Genomic DNA, 26714 nt, shown 5'->3' with positions numbered 1-26714 from the left:
CACTGAAAGTGCCTTCTGAGCTGGAATGTTTTGTTGTCTCAACACCACCAATCATTCCAGCTCAGAGGGCATTTTCACGTTATCGACACCCCGCACCCGTCCACGGATCCAGGCTCAGGGAGCAGAGAGTGAAGCTCGCCCCTCAGGGAGTGGGACGCACAGCGACTAGTTCTTCACCGCCCGCATGGGTCCGGGTGTCCAGAGTCCGTTGTGGGTGTCGGTGGTGATGGTCAGTTCCGCGTCGGTCTGCGGGAGGATCGGGGTCAGGCTCTGGAGCATGCCCCAGTCCTTGGCCCAGTCGTTGCGCAGATACGACGGGTAGACGCGTGGACGCAACTCGTTCTCGATGATGCCCAGCGGACCGCCGGAGTCGCCGGCCATCCAGCGCTGCGAGTTGACGCGCTCGCCCTCGCGGTCCGGCGAGATGCGCCACTCCGGCGTCTCCAGTACCCCGTACTTCACCTGAGCGGGACGCTGGCACGGGAAGGCGAGCCCGGCCTCCCAGTCGATGAGCACCGGATCCTCGCTGCCCACCAGGGAATTGAGCGTCACCATCGACGACACGCGAGGTGGTGTCACGGCCAGCCACTGGTCGCGTTGCGTCGAGGTGTCCTCGGCGAGGACGCGGACCACGGTCGCTCCCGGGGGTGCTTGATCCATCGGGAACCGAAGGTTGCGCCACTCGGGTGCGCCGCCGATGTCGAGCGGGACCATCTGTCCGGCCGGTGCCACCGTGCCGTCGGGTGCGACGCGGCCGAACTGCAGTCGTACGCGCTGTCCGGGCCGGGTGACGGCGAGATCGTCGATGTACTCGACCTGTCCCGCCACCGACATCGTGACGAGTGGCTGCTCGCCTGATCTGTTCTGCGGCAGCTGGTACCAGTCGGACGTGAGACGTCCGGTACCGGTGGGCGAGTTGTACGTTCCGAGCACCGGGGTCTCGCTCGGCGACAGCCCGAACGGCAGCTTCACCGTCGAGCCGTTGACGCCGGCCTGCGACGTCTGTCCGCCGCTGGTGTCGCTCGACCCGGTGGCGGTCTCGGTGTCCGAGCCGCTGCTGTCGTCGGTCGGATCGGTCTGGGTCCGGTCGACCTCGGCGGTCGAGGTGCCCGATGAGGATTCCCCGCCTTCCTCGTCGGTCTGCTCGGACAGGTCCGAGGCCACCCCGTTGGGATCGAAACCCTCCATCCCGGTGCCGGCGAGGGCCGCGCCTGGTGATGGATCGCGCTGTCCGGCCACTCGCGCGGGCGCCAGCAGACCGGCGTTCGGATCGTCCTCCACCAGTACGGCATCGGCCAGTGCGCAGGGCTGACCCTGGAGGGCATTCACGTTGGAACTCAGCCACGACCACGAGTTGCGTTGCGTCCAGTCCGCTTTCGCGAACGACACCAGCGTGAACAGCAGCATGATCGTCGACACGACGATGATCGACGGGCTCCGCAGTCGGGTGAACACCGAGCGCGGCTGCCCGGCGCGGACGCCGTCGTCGACATAGTCGTCGCGGAAGTGTTGCCACAGGCCGAGCGCGGTGAGCGCGACGGCGACGGCCAGGATGCCCGTCCACAGCGGGATGCCGCGCACGTCGGGAACCGCGTCGCGCCAGGGGATTCCGTAACTGCCGACGTACCACCACTGGTTGCGTCCGGAGAACGCGAGCGCGAGGACATATGCGCAGGCGGCGGCGAACAGCGTCCGGTTGCGCCGGCGCCGCATGATGGTCCGATCAGCGCAGGCGGTCGCCACCGCGGCGAGCGCGCCGCCGATCGCGGCGTACACCCCGAGCTGGTGGGTCCACTTGGTCGGCAGGAACGCCATCAGCACGGCCGACCCGGCGATCATCGCGACCAGGCGCCACGTGGGAGCGGTCGCGATGCCGGGCAGGCGTCGCCGGTTGAGCAGCATCACCACGACCAGGATGAAGCAGGTGAACACGATGAGAATGCCGAAGCGACGGGCGATGCCGCCGTCGGCGGTCGGATTCATCAGCATGTAGTAGCGCATCGGTTCTTCCCACCACTTGTTGGTGGGACCGACCTGGCCGTTGACCGAGACCGCCTCCAAGATGGGTGCCAGCGGCTGGTCGGCGAAGATCTCGAACATCACCGCCAGTCCGGCGGCCAGGATCGGCAACAGCAGCGGCCACAGCCCATCGCGCTTGCGGCGCATCGCGAAACGCTTGATGAGCGGTCGGATACCGGCGATGAGAGCGATCGCGGCGATCACACCCGTGGGGTGGATGGTCAGGGTGAACGCGGCCGCGATGATGCCGATCGTCAGCGGGAAGAAGCGACCCGTGGCGATCGCACGCTCGACGCACACCCACGTGAAGAGGGTGCCCAGCGCGATGAGCGGTTCCACGCGCAGACCGTTGTTGTACGGCATCCACACGGCCAGGAAGACAAGTGCCGCAGCCCAGATGGCCGGAGTCGACTCCCGGACCGCACGGCCGAGACGGGGAATCGCGGCACGGCTGATGAGCCACCACGAGGCCATGGCGAACAGGAACGGGAGCAGACGCAGCCACGGCGTCGCGGTGCTGACCTCCATCCACGCGGACAGATAGTGGTAGTGCCAGCCGAACGGATCCTGCGGAACACCGAAGTAGCGGTAGTAGTTGTCGAGATAGCCGGCCTCGCTCGCGATCCGACCGACGGTGACCTGATAGCCGTCGTCGGCCGTGTTGCCGCCGACGAACAGCCAGATCAGCAGCACGAGGGCGACGACACCGTCGACCGGGCGCACCCGCCACCAGCCCGCCGGGAAGATCTTGTGATGGCCACGCGCATCCCGGGCGTCGAGGACGGCCAGAGCGGCGAGCGACAGGATCGTCGACGCGATGCCGAGAACCAGCAGCCAGAACTTGAGAGTCGTGGGCGTGGAGACGAATCGGGTGTCGATGGTGGACCGGAACGACAGGCCCTCGGTGCCGACATCCGCCGGCAGGCTCGAGTACACGCCGATGATCTGTGGGCGCGCGTTGGGATCTCGCAGATCGAAGGACCGCACCGCACCGGTCTGATCGGTCGGGTTCGCCCCACTCCCCTCGCCCCCAGCGCCGGTACCGTCCGGCAGTCCCTGGATGGAGCCACGGGTCCCCTCGGTGTCTGCCTCGACGACGATGCGGCAGTCCGGTGCGTTCTGTGCTTCCGTCCGAGGAGTGTTGAGCAGCACGACGTTTCGCTGCACCACCTGGATCGAGTCGGCGGTGGCCCGGACGAAGAGCCCGACCTTGCCTGCCTCGGCGCCGCCCTCGGGCACCGTCGACAACAGGACTCCGCCGGACGCAGGCAACGACGCGCCGAGCGCACAAGGCACGGTGACATCCATGGAGACCGGGACGAACGACACGTTCGGGGCCGCGACGTTGGCCACCGAACCCTGCTGCGGCCAGGTCAGTTCGGCCTTCGTGTAGTCGACCGGCAGGAACGGGCTCAGCAGCGCGAGCAGGATTCCGACGACACCCGCGGCCATCGCGACGATGCGTGCGGTGCCGGCGTGGCGTTCCGCGAAACCGGTGGGACGGGGCTCCTCGAGTTGCGCGGTCGCGGACGGACTCGCGCCGGGGGAAGTGTCGGTGCTTGCCACGTCTGCCTGGTTCTCTCCGGGGTGAGGGTTCGCCGGGTCGGCGTGCGGGTCGTTGCGGTCAGTCATCTTCGGGCACCACCCTGATCGGACCCGGGCGGGACCATCCCCACGTGGTCGACGTCCCGGTCTGCACCTCCGCGGGGCGTGCCTGCGGGGCCAGCGGTGTCAGACGCTGAAGGTTGCCCCACTCGCGATACCAGTCGTTGTCGAGGTAGGTGGCCAGCGTCGACGGTCGTGTGAGCGCCTCGACCGGCGCCAGCAGTCCGCCGTCCTCGGCGGCCAACCAGGTCTTCGACTGCGAGTTGGCGATCCACGACTCGGGCAGGATGCGCCACTGCGGGATGTCGAAGACGCCGTGGTGCGCGGTCATCGGTCGCTGGCACGGGAACACCGCGCCGGCGGCGAAGTCGATGAGCACGGGGTCGGTGGAGCCCACGACGTCCTGCAGGGTCTGCAGGACCGGCGCACGCGGTGGTGTGACGGCCAGCCACTGGTCCGGGTCGAGGTTGTTGTCCCGGGCGACGATCCGCATCACGGTCGCGTCGGCGGGTACGCGGTCCATCGGGACGCGCAGGTTCCGCCACGGCCGGTTGGTCCGTTCGGGGTCGATCGGGATGGCCGGCGCACCGACCTCCTCGAACTGTCCGTTGGCTTCGGTGCCGAACTGCACCTCCAACGCCTGCCCGAAGTTCGGGACACCGTCCCGGTCCAGCGTGAAGACGGCGCCGGCAGCGGTGATGACGATGAGCGGCGAGGAGTCGCGCGCGGGCAGGCGGTACCAACCGGTGGTGAGAGTGGCCTGGCCACTGGTGGTCTCGTGACTCCCCAGGACGGGGGTGGTTGCCGGGTCGAGGCCGAATGGGAGTGCGGCGGTACTGCCGTTGACGCCACGGGGGCCCACTCCGCCGGTCGTGCCCGGATTGCTGCCGTAGACGATGAACGTCTTCGACAGGTCCGCCGAGGTGTTCATCGCGCCGGGCTTCTGGGCGCCGGCCTGGGGCGTCAGATCCGGTTTCACGCCGTCGGGACGGAAACCCTCGGATCGGCCCTGCAGGGTCGACGACGCCGTGCCACCCTCCGCCGGAGTCAGCATGCCCCGGTTCGGATCAGGTTCGACGAGCACGGAATCGGCCATCGCGCAGGTGTTTCCGCGCGCGGAGTCGAGATTGGCCGACAGCATCGTGAAGGTGTCCGTGCGACCGGCCGCGGCTTTGGCGAACACCGCGAGTTCGCTCACGACGATGAGGACGGCGATCACCGCGATGGGGGCGGAGGCGATACCGATGCGCCAGCCGGACGGCGCCGCGCCGCGATCGTGGGCGAGGCCGGTCTCGTCGACGAAGTCCATCCGGAGGTGCTGCCAGATCGCGAACAGCAGCGCCACCACCGCCAAGGCGAGCAGCACGGTCGACACCTGGATGCCGGCGACGACCGGTGCCTTGTCGAACCAGGCGATTCCGAAATTGGCCGGCCACGGCCACGCGTTCTTGCCCGCCGAGGCGGCCGCGCAGGCCACCAGGAGTCCGGCGACCAGGATCGACAGGTTGCGCAGCGTGCGACGCGCTGCCTGCCCGATCGCCACGCAGGCGACGGCGGCCAACGCCGCACCGAGGCCCGCGAAGATGCCGAACTGGATGGTCCACTTGGTCGGGGTGAACGACAGGAACAGGACGGTGAGCAGGGAGGCGCCCAGCGCGCGCCACACCGCACCCGGATCGATCCCGTCGATGCGCTTGCGCCGCAACATGATCGCCAGCACGACGAACATGGACACCGCGAACAGCAGGACGGGGATTCGCCGGGCCAGGGCGCCGTCGGTGGTGTTCACCGCGAGGAAGTAGTAGCGGAGCAGTTCCTGGTACCAGGCCAGTGTCGGACCGACCGAGTATCGGATGCGCAGGGCCTCGAAGACAGTCGCGAGCGTCTGATCCCGGAAGACGATGATGACGACCAGTGCCACCCCGGCGAGCAGCGGGGCGAGCAGCGGCAGGAGTCCGTCCTCGGCACGGCGTCGGACGAGGATGCGGAGCATGGGCCGGGCGCTCGCGATGAGCAGGGCCAGCGCGACGAGACCATGCGGGGCCAGGGCGAGCGTCAGCGCGGCGGTGAACGCGGCGACGACGGCCGGCAGCATCCGCCGCGTCGAGACCGTGACCTCGACCGCCCACCAGGTCGCCAGGGTGCCGAGGACGATGATGCCCTCGCTGCGCAGTCCCGAACACATCGGCAGCCAGAACGCGAGGAACACCGCCGCGCCGGTGAGCATCGCCCACTGCGAACGCCGCACCGCACCGCCCAGGCGGGGGAGCAGGACTCGGCTGAGGATGAACCAGGCGGCCAGACCCGCGAACAGCGACGGGAGCCGCATCCACAGGCCGGTCGTCGAGATGGTCGACCAGTAGGCCAGGAAATTGTAGTACCAGTCGAACGGGGCTTCGGGGATGCCGTAGAAGCGGTAGTAGTTCGCCAGGTATCCGGCGTCGGCGGCGTTGCGCCCCATGTTGAGGATGTAACCGTCGTCGGGCGATCCGGCGCCGAGGAAATGCCAGAGCACGAGCGTCAGCGTGACGCCGATGTCGGTGGGGCCGGGCCTCAGGACCGTGCGCAATCGCAGGCGACGCCCGACGCGGCGGTGATAGCCGTGGATGCGGTCGAGACGTCCGACGGCGACGAGGGCGACGACCGCGGCCCCGACGCCGATGACCATCACCACCCATTTGAGGATCGACGGTGCGGAATCGAAGCGGTCGTCGATGTCGAGGCGGACGGCGAAGCCCGGTGCCGACCGGATCTGCTCGGGCGTGAGGTCGGTGAAGACACCGGCGATCTGGGGGTTCGCCGACGGCTCGGCGAGGCCGACGTCGCCGCCGCCCGCAGTGGCCGGACCCGGGGGCAGGCCGACGAATTGCGCGCCGGTCGTCGTGGCATCGGAGAAGACGCGGAGTTCGGCGCAGCCGGCGAGGGCTTCGCGCGGCGCCGACGCCAGGGTCTTGTTGCGGTTGGAGACCGTGACCCCGGCGGCGTCGGCCACGACGAACAATCCGTTGTCGCGGGCCTTGGACGCGGCCGCGGGCATCGTCGACAACACGACGGTGGACCCATCGCCGGGGGTCGTCGCCAGTACGCGGCACGGGATCGTGATCGACACGTCGCGAGCGGTCTGCGCGACCAACGGGGCAGTGACGGACGCCGACGCGCCCGTCTGCTGCGGCCACGTGATCGACGCCGTGGACGTGCTGACCGGAAGGAAGGGCGTCAGAACCCCGGCGACGACGGCGACGAGTCCGGCGATCGCGGCGACGAGGGCGACGGTGCGGGATCCGGGTCCGCCGGACGCGCGCTGCGCAGCGGATTCGGCGGTGGTGTCGGCGTTGCCAGCGGACACTTCAGGCGACTTCGGCACAGGCGCATCGTAGTCAGCCATGCTGTGACAAACCCAAATCCTCTGTTGGCCGAGTCCCCGCTGGCCGAGCAGCGTCGTCCGAGCGCAGCGAGGCTGCCGGGTTCCCTCCTGCTGGCCGAGCAGCGTCGTCCGAGCGCAGCGAGGCCGCCGCGTCCGCCGAGGTCACCCAGTGGCTTCGACACGGCTCCTCGACCTCGACGCGCTCCTTCGTCGCTTGCTCGGCCCGGCGGCTTCGCTCGTCACCTGCTCATAGCTCCTATGTCAAGCGGCGGCGGGTGTGGGGTTGTCGGCTGTGCGGGTGCGGGCGTGGTGGTCGGCGGTGAGGTTGTTGTAGACGACGCGGGCGAGTCGGCGTTTGAGGCAGCGCATCGCCTCGCGAGGAGTCTTGTTCTCGGACTTCTTCTTCTCGTAGTAGGCGTGGCCGAGGGTGTGGGGCATGCGTGCCTGGGTCAGCGCGATGCGGTGGATCGCGGCGTTGAGTTGGCGGTTGCCCGACCGGGTGAGTCGATGGCGTCCGGGGTTGGCCGACCACACCGGCACGGGGGCGATGCCGGCGTGGCGGGCGAACTGGGCCTCGCCAGGGAAGCGGGTGATGTCGGCGGATTCGCCGAGCAGTTTCGCGGCGCTGAGCGCGCCACAGCCGGGCATCGCCAGAAGGCTGGGCACCGCGTCGGAAACCGTTCTGGTGATCTCTCGTTCGACCTGATTGATCTCCACGGTCAGGTCGTAGATGGCCGCGACTTCCTTGCCGGCCAGGCGGGCATCGACACTGCTGCTGTGGGTCTTCAACCAGACTTGCAGCGCTTTCTGATGCTTCTTCGCCGTCAACCCACCTTTCTTGATGTGGTACTCGGGGTCGAGCTGATGCACCCGCCACAACACCCGGTTGATCTTCGAGGTTCGTTCGCGCACAAGACAATCCCGGTAATCGACGAGCGCTTTCATCTCATAGGACAACGCATCGTGAGACGCCACGGGAAGGTCGGGTTCACGTGCTGCGGCCCGAGCCACAGCCAACGCATCGATCGGATCGGACTTGCCCCGTTCACGTCCGGTACGGCGGTGTTCGGCCATCAGACGCGGCGCTACCCGCACCACTTTCTGATCCGCGCCCAGCAGGTCACGTTCGAGCCGGGCGGACATGTTGCGGCAGTCCTCGATGGCCCACAACACCTCGGTGCCGAAGCGCGAGTGAGCCCACTGCATGGCGGTGCGGTGGCCGGTCGTGGTGGCCGGTACCACGGTGGATCCGAGTTGTTTGCCGACGGCGTCGACCGCGACGAAGGTGTGCGTGCGCTTGTGCACATCGGCACCGATGACGATCATGGGAGATGCCTTCCTGTCAGAGGGAGTGGCGACAGTCGGGCCGGTCGGCGGACACATCTCAGTCGGGGGCGATGCCACGCTCCTATCAAGTCACGCCGGCCGGTCCTGACACACCAGACATCGGCACAATGAGCCAACACCAGCCCGATGCAGCCAGGGCGGTAACCAGCGGGAGAGCCAGATGCCTGGTGCTCAGAACCCAACCACCACCGAAGTGGCTAGACAACCCTGACACTGAAACCAGCGGGAGGGGCGAGGCCGCCGGGTTTCCTCCTGCTGGCCGAGCAGCGTCGTCCGAGCGCAGCGAGGCCGCCGCGTCCGTCGAGGTCACTCGTCGCGACAGCTGCTGCGATCAGGAGAACCGCATGAGGATCGAGTGCACCGCCTGGGTGACGGTCATGCGGTCGTAGGTCTGCACGAATTCGAAGGTGCGCTCGAGATCGGGCCCGGCATCGTGCTGGTCGCGCGCCGAGAGCAAGGCCGCAAAGTGCGGTCCGAGGACCGCGACATTCCACTCGTTGATCAGGTCGTCCTCCGCGTCGAGCGGCGCGCGGTGCACGTTCCCGTCCCGGATGTCGGGGAGTCCGACGCCGTAGACCCCGGCCAGGCCGGTTTTCTCCGACATCTCTCGCCACCGCTTCGCGGTCCGCGAGGTGAAGTGCTCGGCGAACTGGAAGGTGCCCAGGACGATCGCGGCGCCGCCGATGGCCGCCTGCTCCTCCAGCGCCTTGCTCATCTCGATGAGCAGGCGCTTGTTGCCCATGCGTGGGGAGATCGAGGTCGACGCGATGCGGTAGGGCGTCGACTTGTCCGGGCCGGGCGTCGTCCAGACCGGCATCTCGGGCAGCGGCACGACGGTGCGATTGGCGAGAACGGACGGGTCGGTCACGGCCGGGTAGAGATCACCGATACCGAAGGCGGCACCCATGGTCTGCGCGGTGATGCGGCTGTCCTCGTCGTCGACGCCCTCGGCGATGACGACGGCATGGCTGCGCTCGGTGTGCGCGGCGAGCGCGTGGGCGAGATGGGCGGCGTCGGAGCTGGTCCGTGACGTGAGCAGCTCGGCGCCGGTGACGATGATGTCGGGCTCGACGAGGGAGAGCAGGGTGGCCGCGTGCTCGCTGCGGACCAGGCCGTCGACGCAGATGATCTTGCCAGCCGCGCGGGCGCGGGCGACGCGGGCGAGTGTTCGTTGCGGACTGCGCTCGACGGCGTCGGGCAGGATGACCATGACGTGGCGTTCGAGGCTGCGCGTGGTCTCGGCGTCGAGGTTGTCGATGAGGTCGAGATCGAGGGAGACCAGCAGCGGCAGGATCTTGGCCAGCGATTGGGCGCGCTGGGACGCGGCCATCTTGCGCTTGCGTTCGTCGAGGACGGGATGCTCCTCGACGAGCCGGGCGGCGCGCTTGAGTGCGGCGGCGGTGGCGAGGCGGGTTCCGGCCGGACCCCGGAGCTGCAGTTCGACGGCCGCGAGAGCTCCGTCGGACAGCCGGCAGACCGGCGCGAACTGCATGTGGAGCTCCAGATCATCGAACAGGGTGAATGATCGCGTTTCGGACACACGTGCCTCCCCGTCAGAGCGAGAAGCGCCCCGATCGATCTGGTGGACGCGGTTTGCTACACATCCTGTTCGCGGCAAAAGCCTGTGGACAGCGTAACAAACCGCGTCTTCCGGACACGATGAACAAGCCCTTGGTTATTGAGTTTCCAAGCGCCGCAACGTATTCGACTGTGAGTCCTGTTCGTGTATCAGTACCTGTTCGGGGTAGTGGTTGACGGAAGGTGTCACCGCGGTCGCGACCAACGGGGGAGAAGGTCGCGACCGCGGCTCCGGGGGCGGGTCCGGGGGTGTGGTGACCCGCTACTCGGTCTTCATAGGCGAGGTCAGCGGGCTGCGTCGGCCGCTTCCTTCTCGCCGCTCGCGCCGGCGTGGGTGAGTTCGCCGGTGTAGCTCTCGAGGTGAGCTCGCACGAACCACTGGAACTTCTCGAGCTCGGCGGTCTGGCCGATGAGGATGTCCTCGGTGATCGGATCGATGCCACCGATCTTCGAGATCCCGTCGCGATGCGAAGTGATGAAACCGTCGTACACCAGGTCGAGAGCGCCCAGGTGGGCCTGCGCGGTGTCGCGTCCGATGGAGTAGTCACTCCACGAGCGATCCTGCTCGATGGCCTTGGCGGTGCCCTTCGGCGATGCGCCGAGGGTGGCGATGCGCTCGGCGATGGTGTCGGCGTATCCGCGGACGAGCTCGACCTGGGGGTCGATCATCTCGTGGACGCCGATGAAGTTGGCGCCGACGACGTTCCAGTGGATGTGCTTGAGGGTGAGGTGCAGGTCGTTCAGCGCGCTGAGGCGCTCCTGCAGGATGCCGGCGACCTCGTCGGCGGCTTCATTGCTGAGTCCTGGTGCGGTGAATTTCGGCATACTTCGACGCTAGGCCCGCCGCTCCGGGGTGACGAGCGTGACGGGGCATGAGTGACGGAACCGAGACGGCAGGTCACAGTGCGGTAACGAACGCCTGTGCGGGTGTTTGCGGCACCGACCCGCGGGAAGCGTAACCGCAGGTCGGCGCCGGTGTGCCCGTGTGCGCCGGTTCGTTGCTCAGTAACCGCTCGAGCGCATCGGGGCGGGGTCGTACAGCCCGGAGCGTCGAGCGGTACCGAGGTCGAGTTCCGCGGCCGGTGCCGGGATGATCTCGGTGAACTGTTGCAGTCCGCCCCAGTCGCGTCCCCAGTTGTTGCGGAGATAGGTCGGCAGGAGGGTCGGACGCAGCATCGCCTCGGTGATGCCGAGCGGGCCGCCCGCAGTTCCCGACATCCAGGTCTGGCTGTTCTTCCGGGTGGCCTCGGCGTCGGGCATGATCCGCCACTGCGGCACCTCGAGGACGCCGTTACGCACCTTCATCGGCTGCTGGCACGGGAAGACCATGCCGGGCAGCCAGTCGATGAAGACCGGGTCGGTCTGACCGACCACGTCATTGAGCGTGGCCAGGGCGCTGACCCGCGGCGGCGTGACCGCCACCCATTCCGACGGTGCGGCCGCGGTGTCGGCGACCTCGACGCGCACGACGGTCGCCCGCTGCGGCGCATCGGCGAGCGGGAACCGCAGGTTGCGCCAGGTCGGGGTCTCGCCGATGTCGATCGGGAACATCCGGCCCAGAGCAGTCACCCGACCGTCGGTCTCGACCCGGCCGAACTGCATCGTGACCTTCTGGCCGGCGTGGACCACCCCGATCCCGTCGACCGCCTCCACCGAGCCGGCGACCGCCATCGTCAGCAGCGGGGCGTCCTCGGAGCGTTCGGGCAGCTGGTACCAATCCGAGGTCAGCGACCCGGTGCCCGACGGCGAGCCGTAGCTGCCCAGCACGGGCGTCACGGCGGGGTCGAGTCCGAACGGCAGACGCACCGTCGATCCGTTGACGCCGCGGGCGCCCTGGCCGCCCTCGGTGCCGCCCTGAGCGGACGAGCTGTCGGCTGATTCGTCGGAACCCGCACCGGTCTGGGCGCTGTTCTGCGCACCCGAGGTGGTCGACGACTCGGTGCTCTCGGTCGCGTCGACCGAGAGCCGCCCGGGTACGCCGTTGGGGGTGAATCCGGTGGCGTCCGGGCCGGCCAGCGCGGCGGCGACACTCGGCGCCGGCCGTCCGTCGAGGGCCGCGGGTCGCAGCAGACCGGCGGTGGGATCGGCCTCCACGAGGACGTCGTTGGCCAGCCCGCACGAGTTGCCGGTGAGGGCGCGTGCGTTGGACTTCATCCACGACCATGAATCACGCTGCTCGTAGGCGCCTTTCGCGAACGAGGCGACCATGAACAGCACCATCATCCCGGCGATGACCGGCAGCGGGGAGAACTTCAGCTTCGAATACCACTTGTCGCCGCCCCGGGTTCGGGTCGTCTCGTCGACGAAGTCGTCGCGGAAGTGGAACCACAGGCCCGCCAGTGCGGTGGCGACCGCGGCGACGAGGATGAACCAGGCGATGTTGATGCCGCCCACCGTGGGTGGGCGATCCCACCACGGGACGCCGTAGCTGCCCACGAACCACCAGCCGTTGGTGCCGGCGAAGGAGATCCCGGTGATCGCCAGCACCGCGGCCGCGAAGAAGCTGCGGTTGCGGCGAGATCGCAGCACCGCCGGCGCCATCATGGCGCCCGCCGCGGCGGCGAGGCCCGCGGCGATACCCGCGTACACACCGAAGTGGTGGGTCCACTTGGTCGGTGTGAAGGCGATGAAGAACATGGTGCCGAGGGTCACCGCGACCAGGCGCCAGATCGGAGCGCGCGCAACGCCGTTCGGGTGTTCCCGACGGAGCAGGCGGAGCAGTACGACGAAGAGGCACAGGATCATCGCCAGCACGCCGAAGCGTCGTGCGAGCGTGCCGTCGGCTGTCGGAAGGATCAGGTAGTAGTAGCGGATCGGCTCCTGCCACCACTCGAGCGTCGGACCGACGTCGGAGGCGACCTTGTTGCCCGCGATCAACGGCGCGAGCGGCTGATCGGCGAAGATCTGGAACAGCACGGCGGTGCCGGCGGCCAGGATCGGGGCGAGCATCGGCAGCAGGCCGTCGCGGGAACGGCGCGACACCAGGGTTTTCACGATCGGCCGGATTCCGGCGAGCAGTGCGGCGACCGCCATCAGTCCGCCGGGAGCGAGGGCGAGCGTGAAGGCGGCGGTGACCACCGCGATGGCATAGGGGAGCAGTCGGCGGGTCGCGATCGCGCGCTCCACACAGCACCAGGTGAGCAGTGCGCCCACGGCCTCGGCCGGTTCCGGACGCAGACCGTTGTTGAACGGCAACCAGATCGCGAGGAAGACGAAGGCAGCCGACCACACGGCGGGCGTGCTGTGCCGGACCGCACGGCCCAGACGCGGGATCACCTCTCGGCTGATCAGCCACCAGCCCAGCAGGCCGAGAAGGAACGCGGGCAGGCGCATGAACGGTGCCGCGACGCTCACGTCCGTCATGGCCGAGATCACCTGGAAGTGCCAGCCGAACGGATCCTGCGGCACACCGAAGTAGCGGAAGTAGTTGTCGGCGTATCCGGCGTCGCCGGTGATCCGGCCGACGATGAAGTTGTAACCGTCGTCGGAGGTGTTGGCGCCCGCGAACCACCAGAAGGCGAGGATCGCGAACACCGCGACGTCCGGTGGCCGGATGGTGAACCATCCCGACGGGAGGAAGCGCTTGTGGCTGCGGCCATCTCGTCGATCCAGAATCCCGAGTGCGATCAGCGAGACGATCGTCAGGAGGATGCCGAGCACGATCGCGGTGAGCTTCAGCGGGGTGGGGGTGCTGACGTAGCGGGTGTCGATGGTGGCGCGCAGCGCCAACCCGTCGCGCGGCGCGTCGGCGGGCAGATCGCTGTAGATGCCGACGATCTGGGGACGCATCTCGTGGTCGGGCAGGGCGAAAGCATGCGAGGCACCCGAGTCCGCGGCCGGTTCGGGGAGACCCTCGAATCGCCCGCTCACCCCTTCGCCGTCGGCCTGGAAGACGATGCGGCAGTTCGGGTTCGTCTGTGCGGCGGTGCGATCGGTGTTCAGCAGCGCGACGTTGCGGTCGGTGAGGGTCAGCGCGTCGGCCGTCGCCCGGACGAACAATCCGCGGGCGCCGGCGTCCTGGCCGCCCTCGGGGATTGTCGACAGCAGCACCCCGCCCTGCGCGGGCAACCGGGTGGCCAGCGAACACGGCACCGACATGTCCATGTCGATCGGGACGAAGGACACCAGCGGTGCGGCGACATCCGAGACGCCACCACCCTGCGGCCATTTCAGTTCCGCGGTCGACTGATTCACCGGGAGCAGCGGGGAGAGGACGGCCAGCAGGAACCCGAGCAGGCCGGTGACGGTCGCGACGATCTTCGGGTTGACCCTGATCGTCGGGTTGCCCGCCGCCAGGCGGGAAGTGCGGGACTCACTCATCGGATTGGGGCTCCACCCTGATCGAGCCGGTGCGCGACCAGCCCCATTGCGTCGTCGATGCCATGTCGATCCGCGCGTCGGGCGCGTCGGACACGAGCGGTGTCAGCTTCTCCAGTGCGCCCCAGTCGCGCACCCAGTCGTCCTGCAGGTACGTCGAGACCGCCGACGCCGAGGTGGTGGCCTCGGAGATGCCCAGCAGCCCGCCGTCCACGCCGGCCTGCCAGGTCTTGGACTGGGAGTTGGTCAGCGGGTAGTCGCCGAGGATGCGCCACTGCGGCACCTGGGCGACGCCGTGGGAGACGCCCATCGGCCGCTGGCACGGGAAGTGCGAGGCCACCCCGAAGTCGATGAGCGTGGGCGCCGCCGATCCGACGACCTCCTGCAGCGTCTGCAACCGCGGGGCGCGCGGCGGTGTGATCCCGATGAACTGCTTCTCGCCGAGATTGTTGTCCTGCAGGGACAACCGCATCACGGTCGCGCGCGGCGGGGCCGCCGACATCGGCACCCGCATGTTGCGCCACGGCATGTTGAGGATCACGGGCCCGGGGTCGATCGGCAAGATGTCGGGGCCGACCTGCTCGAAGGTCCCGTCGACGCCCGGACGCCCGAACTGCACCACCATCTTCTGTCCGAAGTTCCGTACGCCGAAGGTGTCGATGGTCGAGACGGCGCCCGCGGTGCTGAACACCAGCAGCGGCGACGCGGAGCGGTCGGCGGGCAGGTCGTACCAGCCGGTCGTGAGCCGCGCCTCGCCCGGATATCCGTAGCTGCCCAGGACCGGCGTGGTGGCGGGGTCGAGTCCATAGGGCAGTTTGGCGGTGGAACCGTTCACGGTCTCCGGTCCGCGCCCGCCGGTGGTCCCGGCACCCAGCCCCCCGGTGATGGCGAACGGGCGGGCCATACTCGCCGACACGTTCATCTGTCCGGGCCGCTGGCTCCCCGGCTCGGGCTGGAGGTCGTCGGGAATCCTGTTGGGGGAGAACCCCACCGGGTTCTCGCCGCGCAGCGCCTGGGTCGTGGTCGCGCCGCCCGCCGGGGTCAGCATGCCGGCGTTGGGATCGAGTTCGACGAGAACATCGTCCGCGAGGCCACAGCTGTTGCCGCGCAGGGTGTCCAGATTCTCGGCCAGGGCCGTCGACGCCGGGTATCGGGTCACCGCGGCCTTGGCGAACAACAGCAACTCGACGATCACGAGGAGCCCGGCGATCACCGCCAGCGGAGAGGAGGCGATAAAGAGTCGTCGACGATCGGCCCGTGTCTCGCCGGGCCCGGTGTCGGCGTGGGCGAGACCGCGATTGGTGACGTAGTCCAGGCGCAGGTGCTGCCACACCGCGACCGCGGCGGCGATCACGGCGAGGATCAGGAACAGGGTCGACGCCTGGTAACCGGCGATGACCGGCGCCCGGTCGAACCAGGAGATGCCGTATTCGTAGAGGAACGGCCACGAGTTGTATCCCGCCATCGCCGCCGCCATCGCGAACAGCAGCCCCGAGACGAACACGGTCAGGTTTCGGGCCGACCGGGCCGCCGACTGGGCCACGGCCACGGTGGCCACCGCCGCGATCGCCGACGCCAGCCCGGCGAGCACGCCGAACTGGATGGTCCATTTGGTGGGCGTGAACGCGAACAGCAGCAGGGTGACACCCACGGCGCCGATCAGGCGCCATGCCGGACCCGGGTCGACGCCGCGAATCCTCGTGCGGCGCAGCATGACCGCGACCGTCACGAACAGGCCGGCGAGCAGGAGCAGCAACGGCACCCGACGGGTGAGAGCGCCGTCGTCGGTCACGACCGAGATGAAGTAGTACCTCAGGAACTCCTGGTGCCAGGAGATGACCGGTCCGACCGTGTAACGCAGCTTGATCGCCTCGAGGACGGTCGCCAGGGTCTGATCGCGGAACACCACGATGAGGACGAGCATTCCGGCCGCGGCGATCGGCGCGAGGAGGGTCAGCGTCGACGTCCAGACGGAGCCGTCGAGTCGTCTACGCCGATCGATGAGGATGTGCAGCAGCGAGCGGGCCGCCACCAGCAGGATGGCCACGCCGACGAGGCCGTGCGGGGCGAGTGCGAGGGTGAACCCCGCGACCAGCGCGGCGAGGGCCGCCGGCAGGAGTCGTCGTGTCGCGATCGCGTGTTCGGCGGCCCACCAGGTGAGCAGCGAACCGAGGACGATGATCCCCTCGCTGCGCAGCCCGCTGCAGAACGGCAGCCAGAACGCGGTGAACGTCAGGGCGGCGGCCCAGATCGCCCAGGAACTCCGCCGTACGGCCGGACCGAGACGGGGTAGCAGCACACGGCTGAGGACGAACCACGACACGAGCCCGGCGATGAGTTGCGGGATGTGCATCCACAGCACCGACGGCGAGACCGATGACCACGCGGCGAGGAAGCTGTAGTACCAGTCGAACGGAGCCTCGGGGATGCCGTAGAAGCGGTAGTAGTTGGCGAGGTAGCCGAAGCCGTCCGCGGTCCGGCCCATGTTGAGGATGTAGCCGTCGTCGGGTGAACCGGCCCCGAGGACGCTCCAGACCAGCAGGATCGCGGTGACGATCAGGTCGGTGGCCCGGGGTTTCAGCGAATGCCACCAGGAGCGGGTTCGCGCGCCGATCCGCCGGTGGTAGCCGCCGATGCGATCGAGCAGCCCCAGCGCGACGACGGCGACGAGAACGGACAGGGCGGCGAGCGCCATCACCACGATCTTGAGGACCGACGGCGACGATTCGTAGCGGTTGTCGATGGTCACCTGCACGCGGAGGCCGTCGGCGGCGGCGGCGCGTGCCTGCTCCGGGCTCAGGTTGCTGAAGATGCCGTCGACCTGGGGGCGGCGGTCCGGCGGCAGCGTCGTCGACTCGCCGAGCCCGACGAACTCCGCGCCGGGGCCGGTGGGCGCGGAGAAGATGCGCAGTTCACGGCATCGGTCCAGGTCGGCACGCGCGGCGGTGGCGGCGAGGCTGTTCCGGAAGGTCACGGTGATCGCGGCGTCGGTGGCGGTGACCCACAACGACGACGACTTCGACTTCGGCGCGTTGGTCGGCATGGTCGCCAGGACCACCCCGTCCTCGGCCGATGCCAGCGTCGCGCATGGGATGCGGGCGTCGAGGGTCTGCGGGGTCTGCGCGATGAGCGGGGCCATGACCGATGAGGTGTCGGCGCTCAGGTCCTGTCCGGCGGGCCAGTCGAAACCGGCGTCGACGGCCTTGACGGGCAGCAGTGGGGTGAGGGCACACAGCACGATGCCTGCGATCCCGGCCACGATCGCGATCCACCGGGCGGTACCCGCGGAGATCCTGGTCCCCGGCCCCGATGTTGCCGGCCCCGGCGACGACGGTTCTGCGGAATCCTCTGGCGAGGTCGGGGCTGTCACAGGCACGGTGCCTCATCGTAAGCGACGTGCCTCAGGCCACCTAGGGCCCACCCCGCAGCCCTGATCGACGAGGTGCGTGAGCGTCGGTACCACTGCTTCCTGGGGAGCTTGCGGAGGGCGCGTCACCCCCGCCTCCCTGAGGAGCGTCCGGAGCTTGCGGAGGGCGCGTCACCCCCCGCTCCCTGAGGAGCGTCCGGAGCTTGCGGAGGGCGCGTCACCCCCGCTCCCTGAGGAGCGTCCGGAGCTTGCGGAGGGCGCGTCACGAAGGGTCCCGCCCGCGCGACAGCTCAGATCTTGCCCGCGGGGCGGAGCGTACCAGCAACCACCGACAATCTTCAGTGGTGACTGGGCGGAGGAAAAATTCTGTCGGACAACACATTTCGCTCTGCCGACTGCCCACCTTTCGTGTACAGTCGAACGTACATTCGCAGCAACTGTTCTCGGGGGAGGTGGTCGTCATGGCCGACACCACGCACGTCGACGATTCGGTGGCGCCGCAACCGCGTGCCGTCGAGCTGGTGGCCGAGTTGCATGCGATCCTCGACGAACTGCAGACCGTGGACCTGTCACCGTGCACCGATACTGAGTTGGCCGACGTGGCAGCCGAGACCGAACGCGCCATCGCACGACTGACCGTCGCCGGTGACCGGCAGATCGATCAGGCCGAGGCCCGCGACCTCCCCCGCAAGACCGGCTGCCGCACGCTCATGCAGTTCATGACCCACCGGCTGCGGGTCTCCAACCCTGTGCGGCGTCGTAAGCAGATGGACGCCACCGCCACCCGCACCAGCCTCGGCGGCGAAGTGCTTACGCCCGAACACCCGTCCCTCGCCGAGGCATTCGCACAAGGTTCCGTCGGAACCGCCCACCTCCAGGCAGCCCTCGACGTCCTCGACCAGATCCCCCACGCTGTCGACCACGACGTGAAGGTCGCGGCCGAACGACAAATGGCCGAGATCGCCGCCGACCACACCCCTGCCGACATCACCCAACTCGGCGCGCGGCTCCTCGCTCACCTCGACCCCGACGGCACCCTCACCGACGACACCGACCAGAAACGGCGCCGCAACCTGTGGATCGGACGCCAACGCGCCGACGGCACCGCCACCATCTCCGGCACCCTCACCCCCGAACTCGCCGCCCGGCTCACGATGATGTTCGCCGTCTGGGGCAAACCCGGACTCAACAACCCCGACGACCCCAACTCACCGTCCGGACCGGCCGGCACCGCCGACCCCGACGCCCTGGCCCTCGCCGCCGACCGCGACCAACGCACCCCCGCCCAGACCAATCACGACGCCCTCGACGCCGCACTGGCCGCCGGTTTCGCCGACGGCACACTCGGAACCTCGCACCGCGGCCTGCCCGTGCAACTGATCATCAAAGCCGATCTGAACGACCTGATCCGCGAAGCCGGACTCGCCACCACCGCCACCGGAACCCTGATCCCCATCCCCGACCTGATCGCGATGGGCGGCGACGTGCAGCCGTGGTTGGCGATCTTCAAAGACGCCACCGCGGTGCCGCTGCACTTCGGTAGGGGGAAACGTTTGGCCACCCGCGAACAACGCCTCGTGTCCTTCGCCCGCCCCGACGGTGAAGTGTGCTCGGCACCCGGATGCGACCAGCCCGCCACCCACGTCGAACTCCACCACGCCCAGAAAGACTGGGCCAAAGGTGGTCTCACCGACATCGACGACCTCGCACCGGCCTGCCCCCGCCACAACCGCATGGTCGGCGACCAACCCGGCCAGTACACCACCCGCATCGAACGGTCCGGACCCGACGAAGGCCGCTGCCTCTGGCGACTCAACACCGAACCCGGCGCGCCACCCAACCCCGACCGCCTCAACCGCCGGCCCGACATACCCCGGCGGTTCACCACACACCTGAACACAGTGCGCAACGAGATCCACGGACCGACCACCCGAGGGTTTCGCAGACTCGGTCGCCAGACCCTTCGTGACGCGCCCTCCGCAAGCTCCGGGCGCTCCTCAGGGGGCAAAGGGCCCGGCGACCTGTCGCGCCCCGACGCCGTCGGTCATGGCGACAGCGGTCGGCGTCTCGAACTCGCCTACCGCGAACTCGTCCAGCCGCGAACACTGCCGGAGCATCCCACCACTCGACCACTGACCCCGGTCGAAGCAGCCCTCGCACGCATCCTCGCCGACCATCCGTGACTGCGGAGCAGCTCGCCGGGCTGACTGCCACCACGGCGACCGGGCCGTCAGCGCCGCCGAATCGCTAGCATGCCGCCTGATTGTCAGTGCCGCAGCGGCGCGGGACTCCACAATCCGCTGCGGGTGGCCGTGCCGGTCTCGATCTCGGCGAGCGTGTCGACGTCACCGTATGGCTCGTAGCGTTCGAGGGCGCCCCAGTCGCGTCCGATGTCGGCCATCAGATAGGTCGGCAGCGCCGTCGCCTGCTGGGAGACCTCGATCCACCCGAGCGGGCCGCCGCCGAAGCTGTTCTGCCACGCCGACACCGCGGCCGCCAGGTCGGACCCGGGCTTGATGCGCCACTTCGGGATCTCCGCGACCCCGACGTCGTGGGTGAACGGACGCTGGCACGGGAACGCCAGCCCCGATGTCCAGTCGATGTGGACCGGGTCGGTGTCGCCGACGACGTCCTGCAGGGTGTCCATCTGCGGGATCCGCGGCGGGGTCAGCACGATGAACCGGTCCTCGGCGAGGTTGTCGTCGGTGGCGACGATCCGCACCGCGGTGGTGTCCGAGGGGAGCTCGTCGGTGTTGTATCGCAGGTTTCGCCACGACGGGCGCGGGCCGGGGTCGATGAGTTCGGTGTCGCCCGCGGCCTCGAGATCGGCGTCGCGGGTGCCCGGGCCGATCGGGTCGGCGGTGTACTCGAGCATGACGTTCGGGTTGTCGTACTCGCCGGCCACCGCCATCGTCAGCAGCGGGCGGTCCCGCCAGTCCTCCGGCAGTGCGTACCACCCGGAGGTGAGGCGGGCCGGCACCTGGTCGAGCTTCGAATAGCTGCCCATGACCGGGGTCGACGCGGGGTCGAGGAAGAACGGGAGGGCCGCGGTGCTGCCGTTGATCCCGGGCTCGGAGATCTCGCCGCCGCCGGTGCCGCCGGGGTTGGAGTTGACGATGTCGGGGGACTGCCAGACGTCGCCCGACAGCACGCCGAGAGATCCCTCGCTGGCCGTTGATTCCAGTGCCGTCGGCACGCCGTTCGGGAAGAACCCCGAGGTGGTCGGGGAGGTGCCGGGTGCCGGTGGCGGTCCGCCGAGCGGGTTGGACAGGGTGGGATCGACCGGACGGAGCATGTCGCGGTTGGGATCGGATTCCACCCAGACCTTGTCGGCCATGCCGCACGGGTTACCGGCGACCGCGGCGAAGTTGGACCGCGGGACCGAGTACGACGAGCTCTGGTGGATGCCGGCGAAGATCGCGGTGACGATCTGGAAGACGACGACCGCCATCGCGAGGTAGGCGAGCGGCGCGGCGGCCATCGAGGCGATCAGCCGCCTGTACCAGCGCTGATGAGCGGCGTCGCCGGCGGTCGACTCCTCGACGTGCGGATCGGTCCCGGTGAACGGCTCGCGGAAATGGAACCAGAGCGCGAGGAGCAGCAGGGCGAGCGCGGCGTAGAGCAGCACGCTGCCGAGCATGATGCCGCCGATCTTGACCTGCTCCACTCCCCACGGCATGCCCCAGGCGGAGTAGTAGTAGTACGAGTTCGGCGCGGTGAAGGCGAGACCGCCGATGAACAGGACGAGCGCGCAGAACAGGGTGCGGTTGCGCCGGGAGTGCATCGACTGCTGGCTGGCGGCGATCGCGGCGATCGCGGCAAGCGCGGCGGCGATGCCCGCGAAGACACCGAAGTGGTGGGTCCATTTGGTGGGCGTGAACATGAGGAAGACCAGCGACGCGAAGGTGATCGCGACGATGCGACGCGTGGGGCCGATGGCGGTGCCCGGGATGCGGTTCTTGCGAACCAGCACGGCCGCCGAGACGACCAGTCCCAGGATCATGGCGAGCACGGCGAAACGTCGGGCGATGGAACCGTCGGCAGAGAAGGCGAAGAGCGCCGAGTAACGGCCGATCTCGTTGTACCAACTCATCGACGGGCCGAGCGCCGACTTCATGCTCGACGCCTCGGCGAACGACCGCAGGGTCAGGTTCGAGAACACGACGAAGACGACGAAGGTGCCGGCAGCCAGGATCGGCGCGATCAGCGCGACGAACGACCAGCGCAGTGATGTGCGGCGCTCACGGTCGGCGGCTTCTGAATCCTTCGGTGACGAACCAGTTGACGAGGTGGAACCGGACAACTCGGCGACGACGCGGGCCCGCTTGATGAGCGCCATGATCATCGGCCGCGCGCCTGCGATCAGTGCGGCGACGGCAAGGAGGCCCGTCGGCCCGGCGGCGATGCTGAAGGCACCGATCAGGCACGCGACCGCGGCGGGCAGCATTCGGCCGGTGGCGATGGCGCGTTCGACCGAACACCACGTCAGCAGCGCACCCAGGCAGATGATCGGCTCGGGCCGCAGGCCGTTGTTGAAGGGGAACCAGCACGCGAGGAACGCGAATGCGGCGGTCCAGGCGACCATCGGTCGGGTCAGGGCGGCCCGGCCCAGACGGGGGAGAACCTCATGACTCACGATGAGCCACACCAGGATTCCGCACAGGAGTGCCGGCAGTCGCATCCACGGGCTGGCCACCGAGACGTGGCTGAGCAGACCGAACACCTGGTAGTACCAGCCGAAGGGTGCCTCGGGCGCGCCGTACCACCGGAAGTAGTTCGCGGTGTAGTCGCTGTCCTGGGCGACTCTCGACATGGTCAGGAGATAACCGTCGTCGGAGGTGTTGGGCCCGATCATGTGCCAGAGGATCAGCGCCCCGATCACCACGTAATCGCGGGCGTTGAGACGCCACCATCGGGCCGGGAAGATCCGTCGATGGCGGCGACCGTCGGTCGAGTCGAGCGCGGCCAGTGCGGCCAGTGACAACAGCGTCGACGCCACGCCGACGATGACGACCAGCCACTTCGAGATGGTGGGCGCGGTGTTGTAGCGCGAATCGATCGTGACGTGGGCGTCGAGGCCCGCGATGTCGCCGGCGGGGCCGGACAGGTCGGTGAAGAGGCCGGTGACCTGGGGGCGTTGATCGGGCCAGTACTTGAAGGCCTCTTTGTCCTCCGTCGTTCCTGCGAGCGGTTCGTCCTCGCCGTCCTCGTTCTGGGTGCCGCTCGTCATGCCGACGAACTCGGCGGTCACCGCGTCGGAGTCGGCGTGCACGACGATCTCGCGGCAGCCCTGGTCGCGCATGTCCTGCAGCGTGGCCGAGACCAGCGAGACGTTGCGGATCACGACCTCGACGCCCTGCCGGTCCAGGGGCGCATCGGCAGCGCCGGTCTTGCGGATGAACAGGCCGCGCTCACCCGACTTCGGCGCCTGCTTGGGAGTGGTCGAGAGCAGTACCGATCCGCCGGGCGGCAGGTCGTCGACGGCGGTACAGGGGATCGTGACGTCGAGGTCGACGGGTGTGTAGCCGATCAGCGGCGACGACACCGAACCGATCTGTCCGTTCTGGGGCCAGTCGATCTCGGCGGTTCGCTGCGACACCGGCATGAGTGGTGTCGCGAGTGCGAGGAGGAACCCGAGCAGTCCGGTGACGATGGCGACGATCCTCGCTCGTCGAACGGTCTGCGATGGCACAAAGAGAGATGGTAGCCCTAGCGACGTCTCGTCCCGGTCGGTGGCGGTGCCGGGGTCGGAGACTCGCCGACCGGCAGGTCAGGGCCAGTAAGGTGAACGCCATGTCCGACGCCGAGGTGACCGACCGTCTGCCGATCCTGCTGCTCAACGGTCCCAACCTGAACACGCTCGGCACCCGGGAGCCCGCCGTCTATGGCTCGGACACCCTCGCCGACGTGGTCGACCTCGCCGAGCGCACCGCTGCCGAGCTGGGCTTCGGGGTGCGCGCCGCGCAGACCAATCACGAGGGACAGATGCTCGACTGGATTCACGAGTCCGTCGGCGAGATCAGCGGCATCGTCATCAACCCCGGCGGATGGACACACACGTCGGTCGCTCTCGCCGACGCGCTCGTCGTCCCCGACGTCCCCGTGCTCGAGGTGCACATCAGCAATGTGTATCGGCGCGAAGCGTTTCGTCATCACTCCTATGTGTCCCCGATCGCGGCCGGGGTGATCGCCGGTTACGGCATCCGCGGCTACGAGTTCGCGATCCGCAGGCTCGCCGAACTCGTCGACTGACCCCGCGCCCCGTCGACTGGGCGTCGTTCTACGTTGACTGTGCGTCGGTTTTCGTCGACTGTGCGCGGTGTGATCGCGGCGGGGGCCTAAGCGCGTCGAGTCACGGTGACTCGACGGAGGATTCGAGAGCGCGGTCGAGGATGGTGCGGAAGCCCTTGGCCAGTGCCTGGTGGGAATGCAGCGTGCCGCTCTCGAAGCCGATCAGCAGATACATTGCCGCGGTGGCGAACTCCTCGGCCTCCTCGCGATCGTGGAGCACCTCCTCGTAGGTGGCCGCGATGATGTCGCGGCGCTCCCGGTCCACGGTGTGCTGGATGGCGAGCACCTCGGGGTCGTGCGCGGCCCAGACCCGGATCGCGGCCTCCGTCGCGTGTGGCAGCCGTAGGCCGATGTCCGTGAGGGCGTCGAGACGCTCCCGTGGATCGGCGATGTCGCGAGCACCGGCGATCAGTCGTTGGCTCTGTTCATCGCGCCAGTAACGGATGAGGGCGGATCGGTACTCGGCCCAGTTCCCGAACGCGTGGTAGAAGCTCCCGGTGGTCGTGCCGGTCGCCTCGCAGATCGCTGCCAGCTTCAACCCCGCATGGCCGTGATCGGTGAGGATGGCCAGGCCGGCGTCGAGGTAACGCCGTTGCGTGTACTCCGACGGCTTCGCTTTCTTGCCGGTGGCCATCACCCCAGTGTGCTGCACGAATGGCGAGATTGGCGCCCGGGGTCCGCGCTCCCGCAGCACCGCGAACACATCGAATGTGACCCCTTGCACATTTCTATAAGTCGACTTACAGTGACGTGGCACTCACCGAGGAGGACATCCGATGGGCAAGGCGACCCGAAACCAGGGACTCGATTCGCAGACGCAGTTCCACGAGATCTACCGAAACCTGTCGACCTTCGACTTCCCCTGGGACATCAATCAAGCACTGAGCTTTGCCCTGTTCCGCACGTATGCGGTGCCGAGCATCGGCCGATTGCTCGACGAGACGCGTGCGTTCACGGCCGAGACCCAGAAGCGCTACGACGACACCTCGCTCCTGCTGGAGGTGCCGCTCCTGGACGGATTCGACAGCAGTCGGGGCAAGTCCGCCATTCGGCGCATCAACCAGATGCACCGCATGTACGACATCAGCAACGACGACATGCGTTACGTCCTGTCGACATTCGTGGTCGTCCCGAAGCGGTGGATCGACGATTACGGCTGGCGGAAGCTGACCGACGACGAGGTGACCGCGTCGGTGAACTACTACCGGACGCTCGGGCGCCACATGGGGATCAAGGAGATCCCCGAGACCTACGGCGCTTTCGAGACCCTGATGGACGCCTACGAACGCGAGCATTTCGCGTTCGACGAGGGTGGTCGCCACGTCGCCGATGCCACCAAGAGTCTGCTCGCGTCGTTCTATCCCAAGCCGCTCGCGCCGGCGATCGACGTCTTCAGCCGATCGCTGATGGATGACGCGTTGCTCGAGTCGTTCGGCTACCGGCGACCTGGACGTGTCGCGCGGTCGCTGTCGATCGGAGGACTCAAGGCGCGTGCCCGGGTCGTGGCCGCCCTGCCGGCCCGTCGATCACCACAGTACGTATCCGAGATGCAGCGAATTCGCAGCTACCCGAACGGTTTCGAGATCGAGAAGCTGGGTACGTTCGCCGGTGGCTGCCCGGTTAGGCATCTCCCGGCCGAGCCTGCACAGCACGCTCCGGCCGGGAGCTGAGGCTCGGGCTGCGTCTGCCGAATCTGCGAAGAAGGTTGATCCGTTCGCTCCGAACCCTTGCGCCGCGGAGGCATTAGTGCAACCCTGGGGTTGCATCAATAACCGGCGACGAGGGAGCACCGATGAGTGACGACGCAGATACATATGACGTGACCGGTTCGGCGACAGCCGAATTCGACCGGATCGAGCGCGAGATCTCGATCGACGCATCCGCCGAGAGGGTCTGGTCTCTGGTCAGCGAGCCGGGGTGGTTCATCAACGACAAGGCGATCACCGAGCACCGGATCGAACGCGACGGAGATCTGTCGACCATCCACGACCCGGCTCACGGCGCCTTCACGTTCCGCACCATCGCACTCGACGAACCGAGATACGCCGCGTTTCGGTGGCTCGCCGACTCCGCTGATCCGCAGTCGGATTCGACGCTCGTCGAGTTCTGGATCACGCCATCGGAATCCGGCGTTGTCCTCAAGGTCGTGGAGTCCGGCTTCGCGTCCCTCCCCGGAACGGATGCCGAGCGGCGCGCGCGGTTCGACGGCAACAACGAGGGGTGGACCATCGAACTCGGATTGGCGCGAACACATCTCGGCGGCGTGCATGCCTGACGTCGCATCGGTCGAGGTCTTTGCCGCGCTGTCCGATGAGAGCCGATGGCAGATCCTCACGCGCCTGGGTTCGGAACCCGCGTCCGCGTCACGTCTCGCGGACGAGCTCCCGATCAGTAGGCAAGCGATCGCGAAACACCTTCGCGTGCTCACCGAGGCAGGGTTGGTGACCTCGTCACGGGTCGGCCGCGAGATCCGATACGAAGCCGTGGGGGCGCAGCTCTCCCGGGTCGCGCACCGGCTCGACACCATCGGACGAGGCTGGGATCGCCGTCTCGCCGACATCAAACTCCGTGCCGAGCGGGGTTGAGCCGCACCTCAATGCTCCCTGAGGTGCGAGGAGCGTTAGCGACGAGCCTCGAAGGGTCTGGCGAGACGACTCGCGAGACCCTTCGTGACGCAGCCTCCGCAAGCTCCGGCCGCTCCTCAGCCTGGATCCGTGGACGGGTGCGGGGTGTCGATAACGTGAAAATGCCCTCTGAGCTGGAATGATTGGTGGTGTTGAGACAACAAAACATTCCAGCTCAGAAGGCACTTTCAGTGAAAGTATC

14 protein-coding genes are annotated in these 26714 nt (G+C 68.3%); 5 read left to right on the top strand and 9 right to left on the bottom strand.

Going from position 1 to position 26714, the window contains the following annotated elements; genetic code table 11:
• Window positions 1-165: 165 nt before the first annotated feature.
• The 7 genes from MHN80_RS25225 to MHN80_RS25195 form a co-directional block, all read right to left on the bottom strand.
• Window positions 166-3651 (bottom strand): arabinosyltransferase domain-containing protein, encoded by a 3486-nt coding sequence (locus MHN80_RS25225; RefSeq protein WP_239404101.1) that lies wholly within the window; start codon window positions 3649-3651, stop codon window positions 166-168.
• Window positions 3644-7009, bottom strand: coding sequence for an arabinosyltransferase domain-containing protein (locus tag MHN80_RS25220; protein ID WP_239404100.1), 3366 nt, complete (start codon window positions 7007-7009; stop codon window positions 3644-3646). The genes MHN80_RS25225 and MHN80_RS25220 overlap by 8 nt, the downstream gene beginning before the upstream one ends.
• A gap of 240 nt (window positions 7010-7249) precedes the next feature.
• The gene (locus MHN80_RS25215) at window positions 7250-8314 is read right to left on the bottom strand and encodes an IS110 family transposase (RefSeq protein WP_239404099.1); all 1065 of its coding nucleotides are present in this window, start codon (window positions 8312-8314) and stop codon (window positions 7250-7252) included.
• A gap of 352 nt (window positions 8315-8666) precedes the next feature.
• On the bottom strand, window positions 8667-9875 hold the full coding sequence (locus tag MHN80_RS25210) for a DICT sensory domain-containing protein (protein WP_239404098.1): 1209 nt from the start codon (window positions 9873-9875) through the stop codon (window positions 8667-8669).
• A gap of 323 nt (window positions 9876-10198) precedes the next feature.
• A complete protein-coding gene (locus tag MHN80_RS25205; protein ID WP_239404097.1) occupies window positions 10199-10738 on the bottom strand; it encodes a Dps family protein in 540 nt (179 codons plus the stop codon).
• Between the two features lie 177 nt (window positions 10739-10915).
• Complete coding sequence (locus tag MHN80_RS25200; protein ID WP_239404096.1) at window positions 10916-14233, bottom strand: arabinosyltransferase domain-containing protein; 3318 nt, start codon at window positions 14231-14233, stop codon at window positions 10916-10918.
• Window positions 14226-17606 carry an arabinosyltransferase domain-containing protein gene (locus MHN80_RS25195; protein ID WP_239404095.1) on the bottom strand — a complete coding sequence of 1127 codons (3381 nt, stop codon included), beginning with the start codon at window positions 17604-17606 and terminating at the stop codon, window positions 14226-14228. Before MHN80_RS25195 ends, MHN80_RS25200 begins: the two co-directional genes overlap by 8 nt.
• Window positions 17607-18058: 452 nt before the next feature.
• Between MHN80_RS25195 and MHN80_RS25190 the strand changes: the two genes are divergently transcribed.
• On the top strand, window positions 18059-19780 hold the full coding sequence (locus MHN80_RS25190; RefSeq protein WP_239404094.1) for an HNH endonuclease signature motif containing protein: 1722 nt from the start codon (window positions 18059-18061) through the stop codon (window positions 19778-19780).
• 83 nt (window positions 19781-19863) lie between these two features.
• Here MHN80_RS25190 and MHN80_RS25185 read toward each other — a convergent pair whose 3' ends face one another.
• Window positions 19864-23289, bottom strand: coding sequence for an arabinosyltransferase domain-containing protein (locus MHN80_RS25185; protein WP_239404093.1), 3426 nt, complete (start codon window positions 23287-23289; stop codon window positions 19864-19866).
• 101 nt (window positions 23290-23390) lie between these two features.
• On the opposite strand from MHN80_RS25185, the gene aroQ reads away from it, so the two are divergent.
• Complete coding sequence (gene aroQ, locus MHN80_RS25180; protein ID WP_101820633.1) at window positions 23391-23849, top strand: type II 3-dehydroquinate dehydratase; 459 nt, start codon at window positions 23391-23393, stop codon at window positions 23847-23849.
• Between the two features lie 100 nt (window positions 23850-23949).
• Here aroQ and MHN80_RS25175 read toward each other — a convergent pair whose 3' ends face one another.
• Window positions 23950-24522 carry a TetR/AcrR family transcriptional regulator gene (locus MHN80_RS25175; protein WP_239404092.1) on the bottom strand — a complete coding sequence of 191 codons (573 nt, stop codon included), beginning with the start codon at window positions 24520-24522 and terminating at the stop codon, window positions 23950-23952.
• Between the two features lie 142 nt (window positions 24523-24664).
• Here MHN80_RS25175 and MHN80_RS25170 point away from each other — a divergent pair, with 142 nt between their 5' ends.
• From MHN80_RS25170 to MHN80_RS25160, 3 genes are all read left to right on the top strand, one after another.
• Window positions 24665-25558, top strand: a complete 894-nt coding sequence (locus MHN80_RS25170) for an oxygenase MpaB family protein (RefSeq protein ID WP_239404091.1) — start codon at window positions 24665-24667, stop codon at window positions 25556-25558.
• A 122-nt stretch (window positions 25559-25680) separates the two neighbouring features.
• Complete coding sequence (locus tag MHN80_RS25165; protein ID WP_239404090.1) at window positions 25681-26163, top strand: SRPBCC domain-containing protein; 483 nt, start codon at window positions 25681-25683, stop codon at window positions 26161-26163.
• Entirely contained in the window at window positions 26156-26473 is a 318-nt protein-coding gene (locus MHN80_RS25160; protein ID WP_239404089.1) for a metalloregulator ArsR/SmtB family transcription factor, read from the top strand. Before MHN80_RS25165 ends, MHN80_RS25160 begins: the two co-directional genes overlap by 8 nt.
• The last annotated feature ends 241 nt before the right edge of the window (window positions 26474-26714 follow it).

The organism is Gordonia sp. McavH-238-E, from assembly GCF_022348225.1.
GTDB classification, from domain to species: domain Bacteria; phylum Actinomycetota; class Actinomycetes; order Mycobacteriales; family Mycobacteriaceae; genus Gordonia; species Gordonia terrae.
The sequence above is the reverse complement of the archived record's forward strand: the minus strand, read 5'-3'. Positions and strand labels throughout refer to the sequence as shown.

What these genes read in the sequence shown, in the direction of transcription:
- aroQ (WP_101820633.1), top strand. Translation starts at nt 23,391, where the DNA reads ATGTCCGACGCCGAGGTGACCGACCGTCTGCCGATCCTGCTGCTCAAC.
- MHN80_RS25190 (WP_239404094.1), top strand. Translation starts at nt 18,059, where the DNA reads ATGGCCGACACCACGCACGTCGACGATTCGGTGGCGCCGCAACCGCGT.
- MHN80_RS25215 (WP_239404099.1), bottom strand. Translation starts at nt 8,314, where the DNA reads ATGATCGTCATCGGTGCCGATGTGCACAAGCGCACGCACACCTTCGTC.
- MHN80_RS25200 (WP_239404096.1), bottom strand. Translation starts at nt 14,233, where the DNA reads ATGAGTGAGTCCCGCACTTCCCGCCTGGCGGCGGGCAACCCGACGATC.
- MHN80_RS25220 (WP_239404100.1), bottom strand. Translation starts at nt 7,009, where the DNA reads ATGGCTGACTACGATGCGCCTGTGCCGAAGTCGCCTGAAGTGTCCGCT.
- MHN80_RS25160 (WP_239404089.1), top strand. Translation starts at nt 26,156, where the DNA reads ATGCCTGACGTCGCATCGGTCGAGGTCTTTGCCGCGCTGTCCGATGAG.
- MHN80_RS25175 (WP_239404092.1), bottom strand. Translation starts at nt 24,522, where the DNA reads ATGGCCACCGGCAAGAAAGCGAAGCCGTCGGAGTACACGCAACGGCGT.
- MHN80_RS25170 (WP_239404091.1), top strand. Translation starts at nt 24,665, where the DNA reads ATGGGCAAGGCGACCCGAAACCAGGGACTCGATTCGCAGACGCAGTTC.
- MHN80_RS25165 (WP_239404090.1), top strand. Translation starts at nt 25,681, where the DNA reads ATGAGTGACGACGCAGATACATATGACGTGACCGGTTCGGCGACAGCC.
- MHN80_RS25225 (WP_239404101.1), bottom strand. Translation starts at nt 3,651, where the DNA reads ATGACTGACCGCAACGACCCGCACGCCGACCCGGCGAACCCTCACCCC.
- MHN80_RS25205 (WP_239404097.1), bottom strand. Translation starts at nt 10,738, where the DNA reads ATGCCGAAATTCACCGCACCAGGACTCAGCAATGAAGCCGCCGACGAG.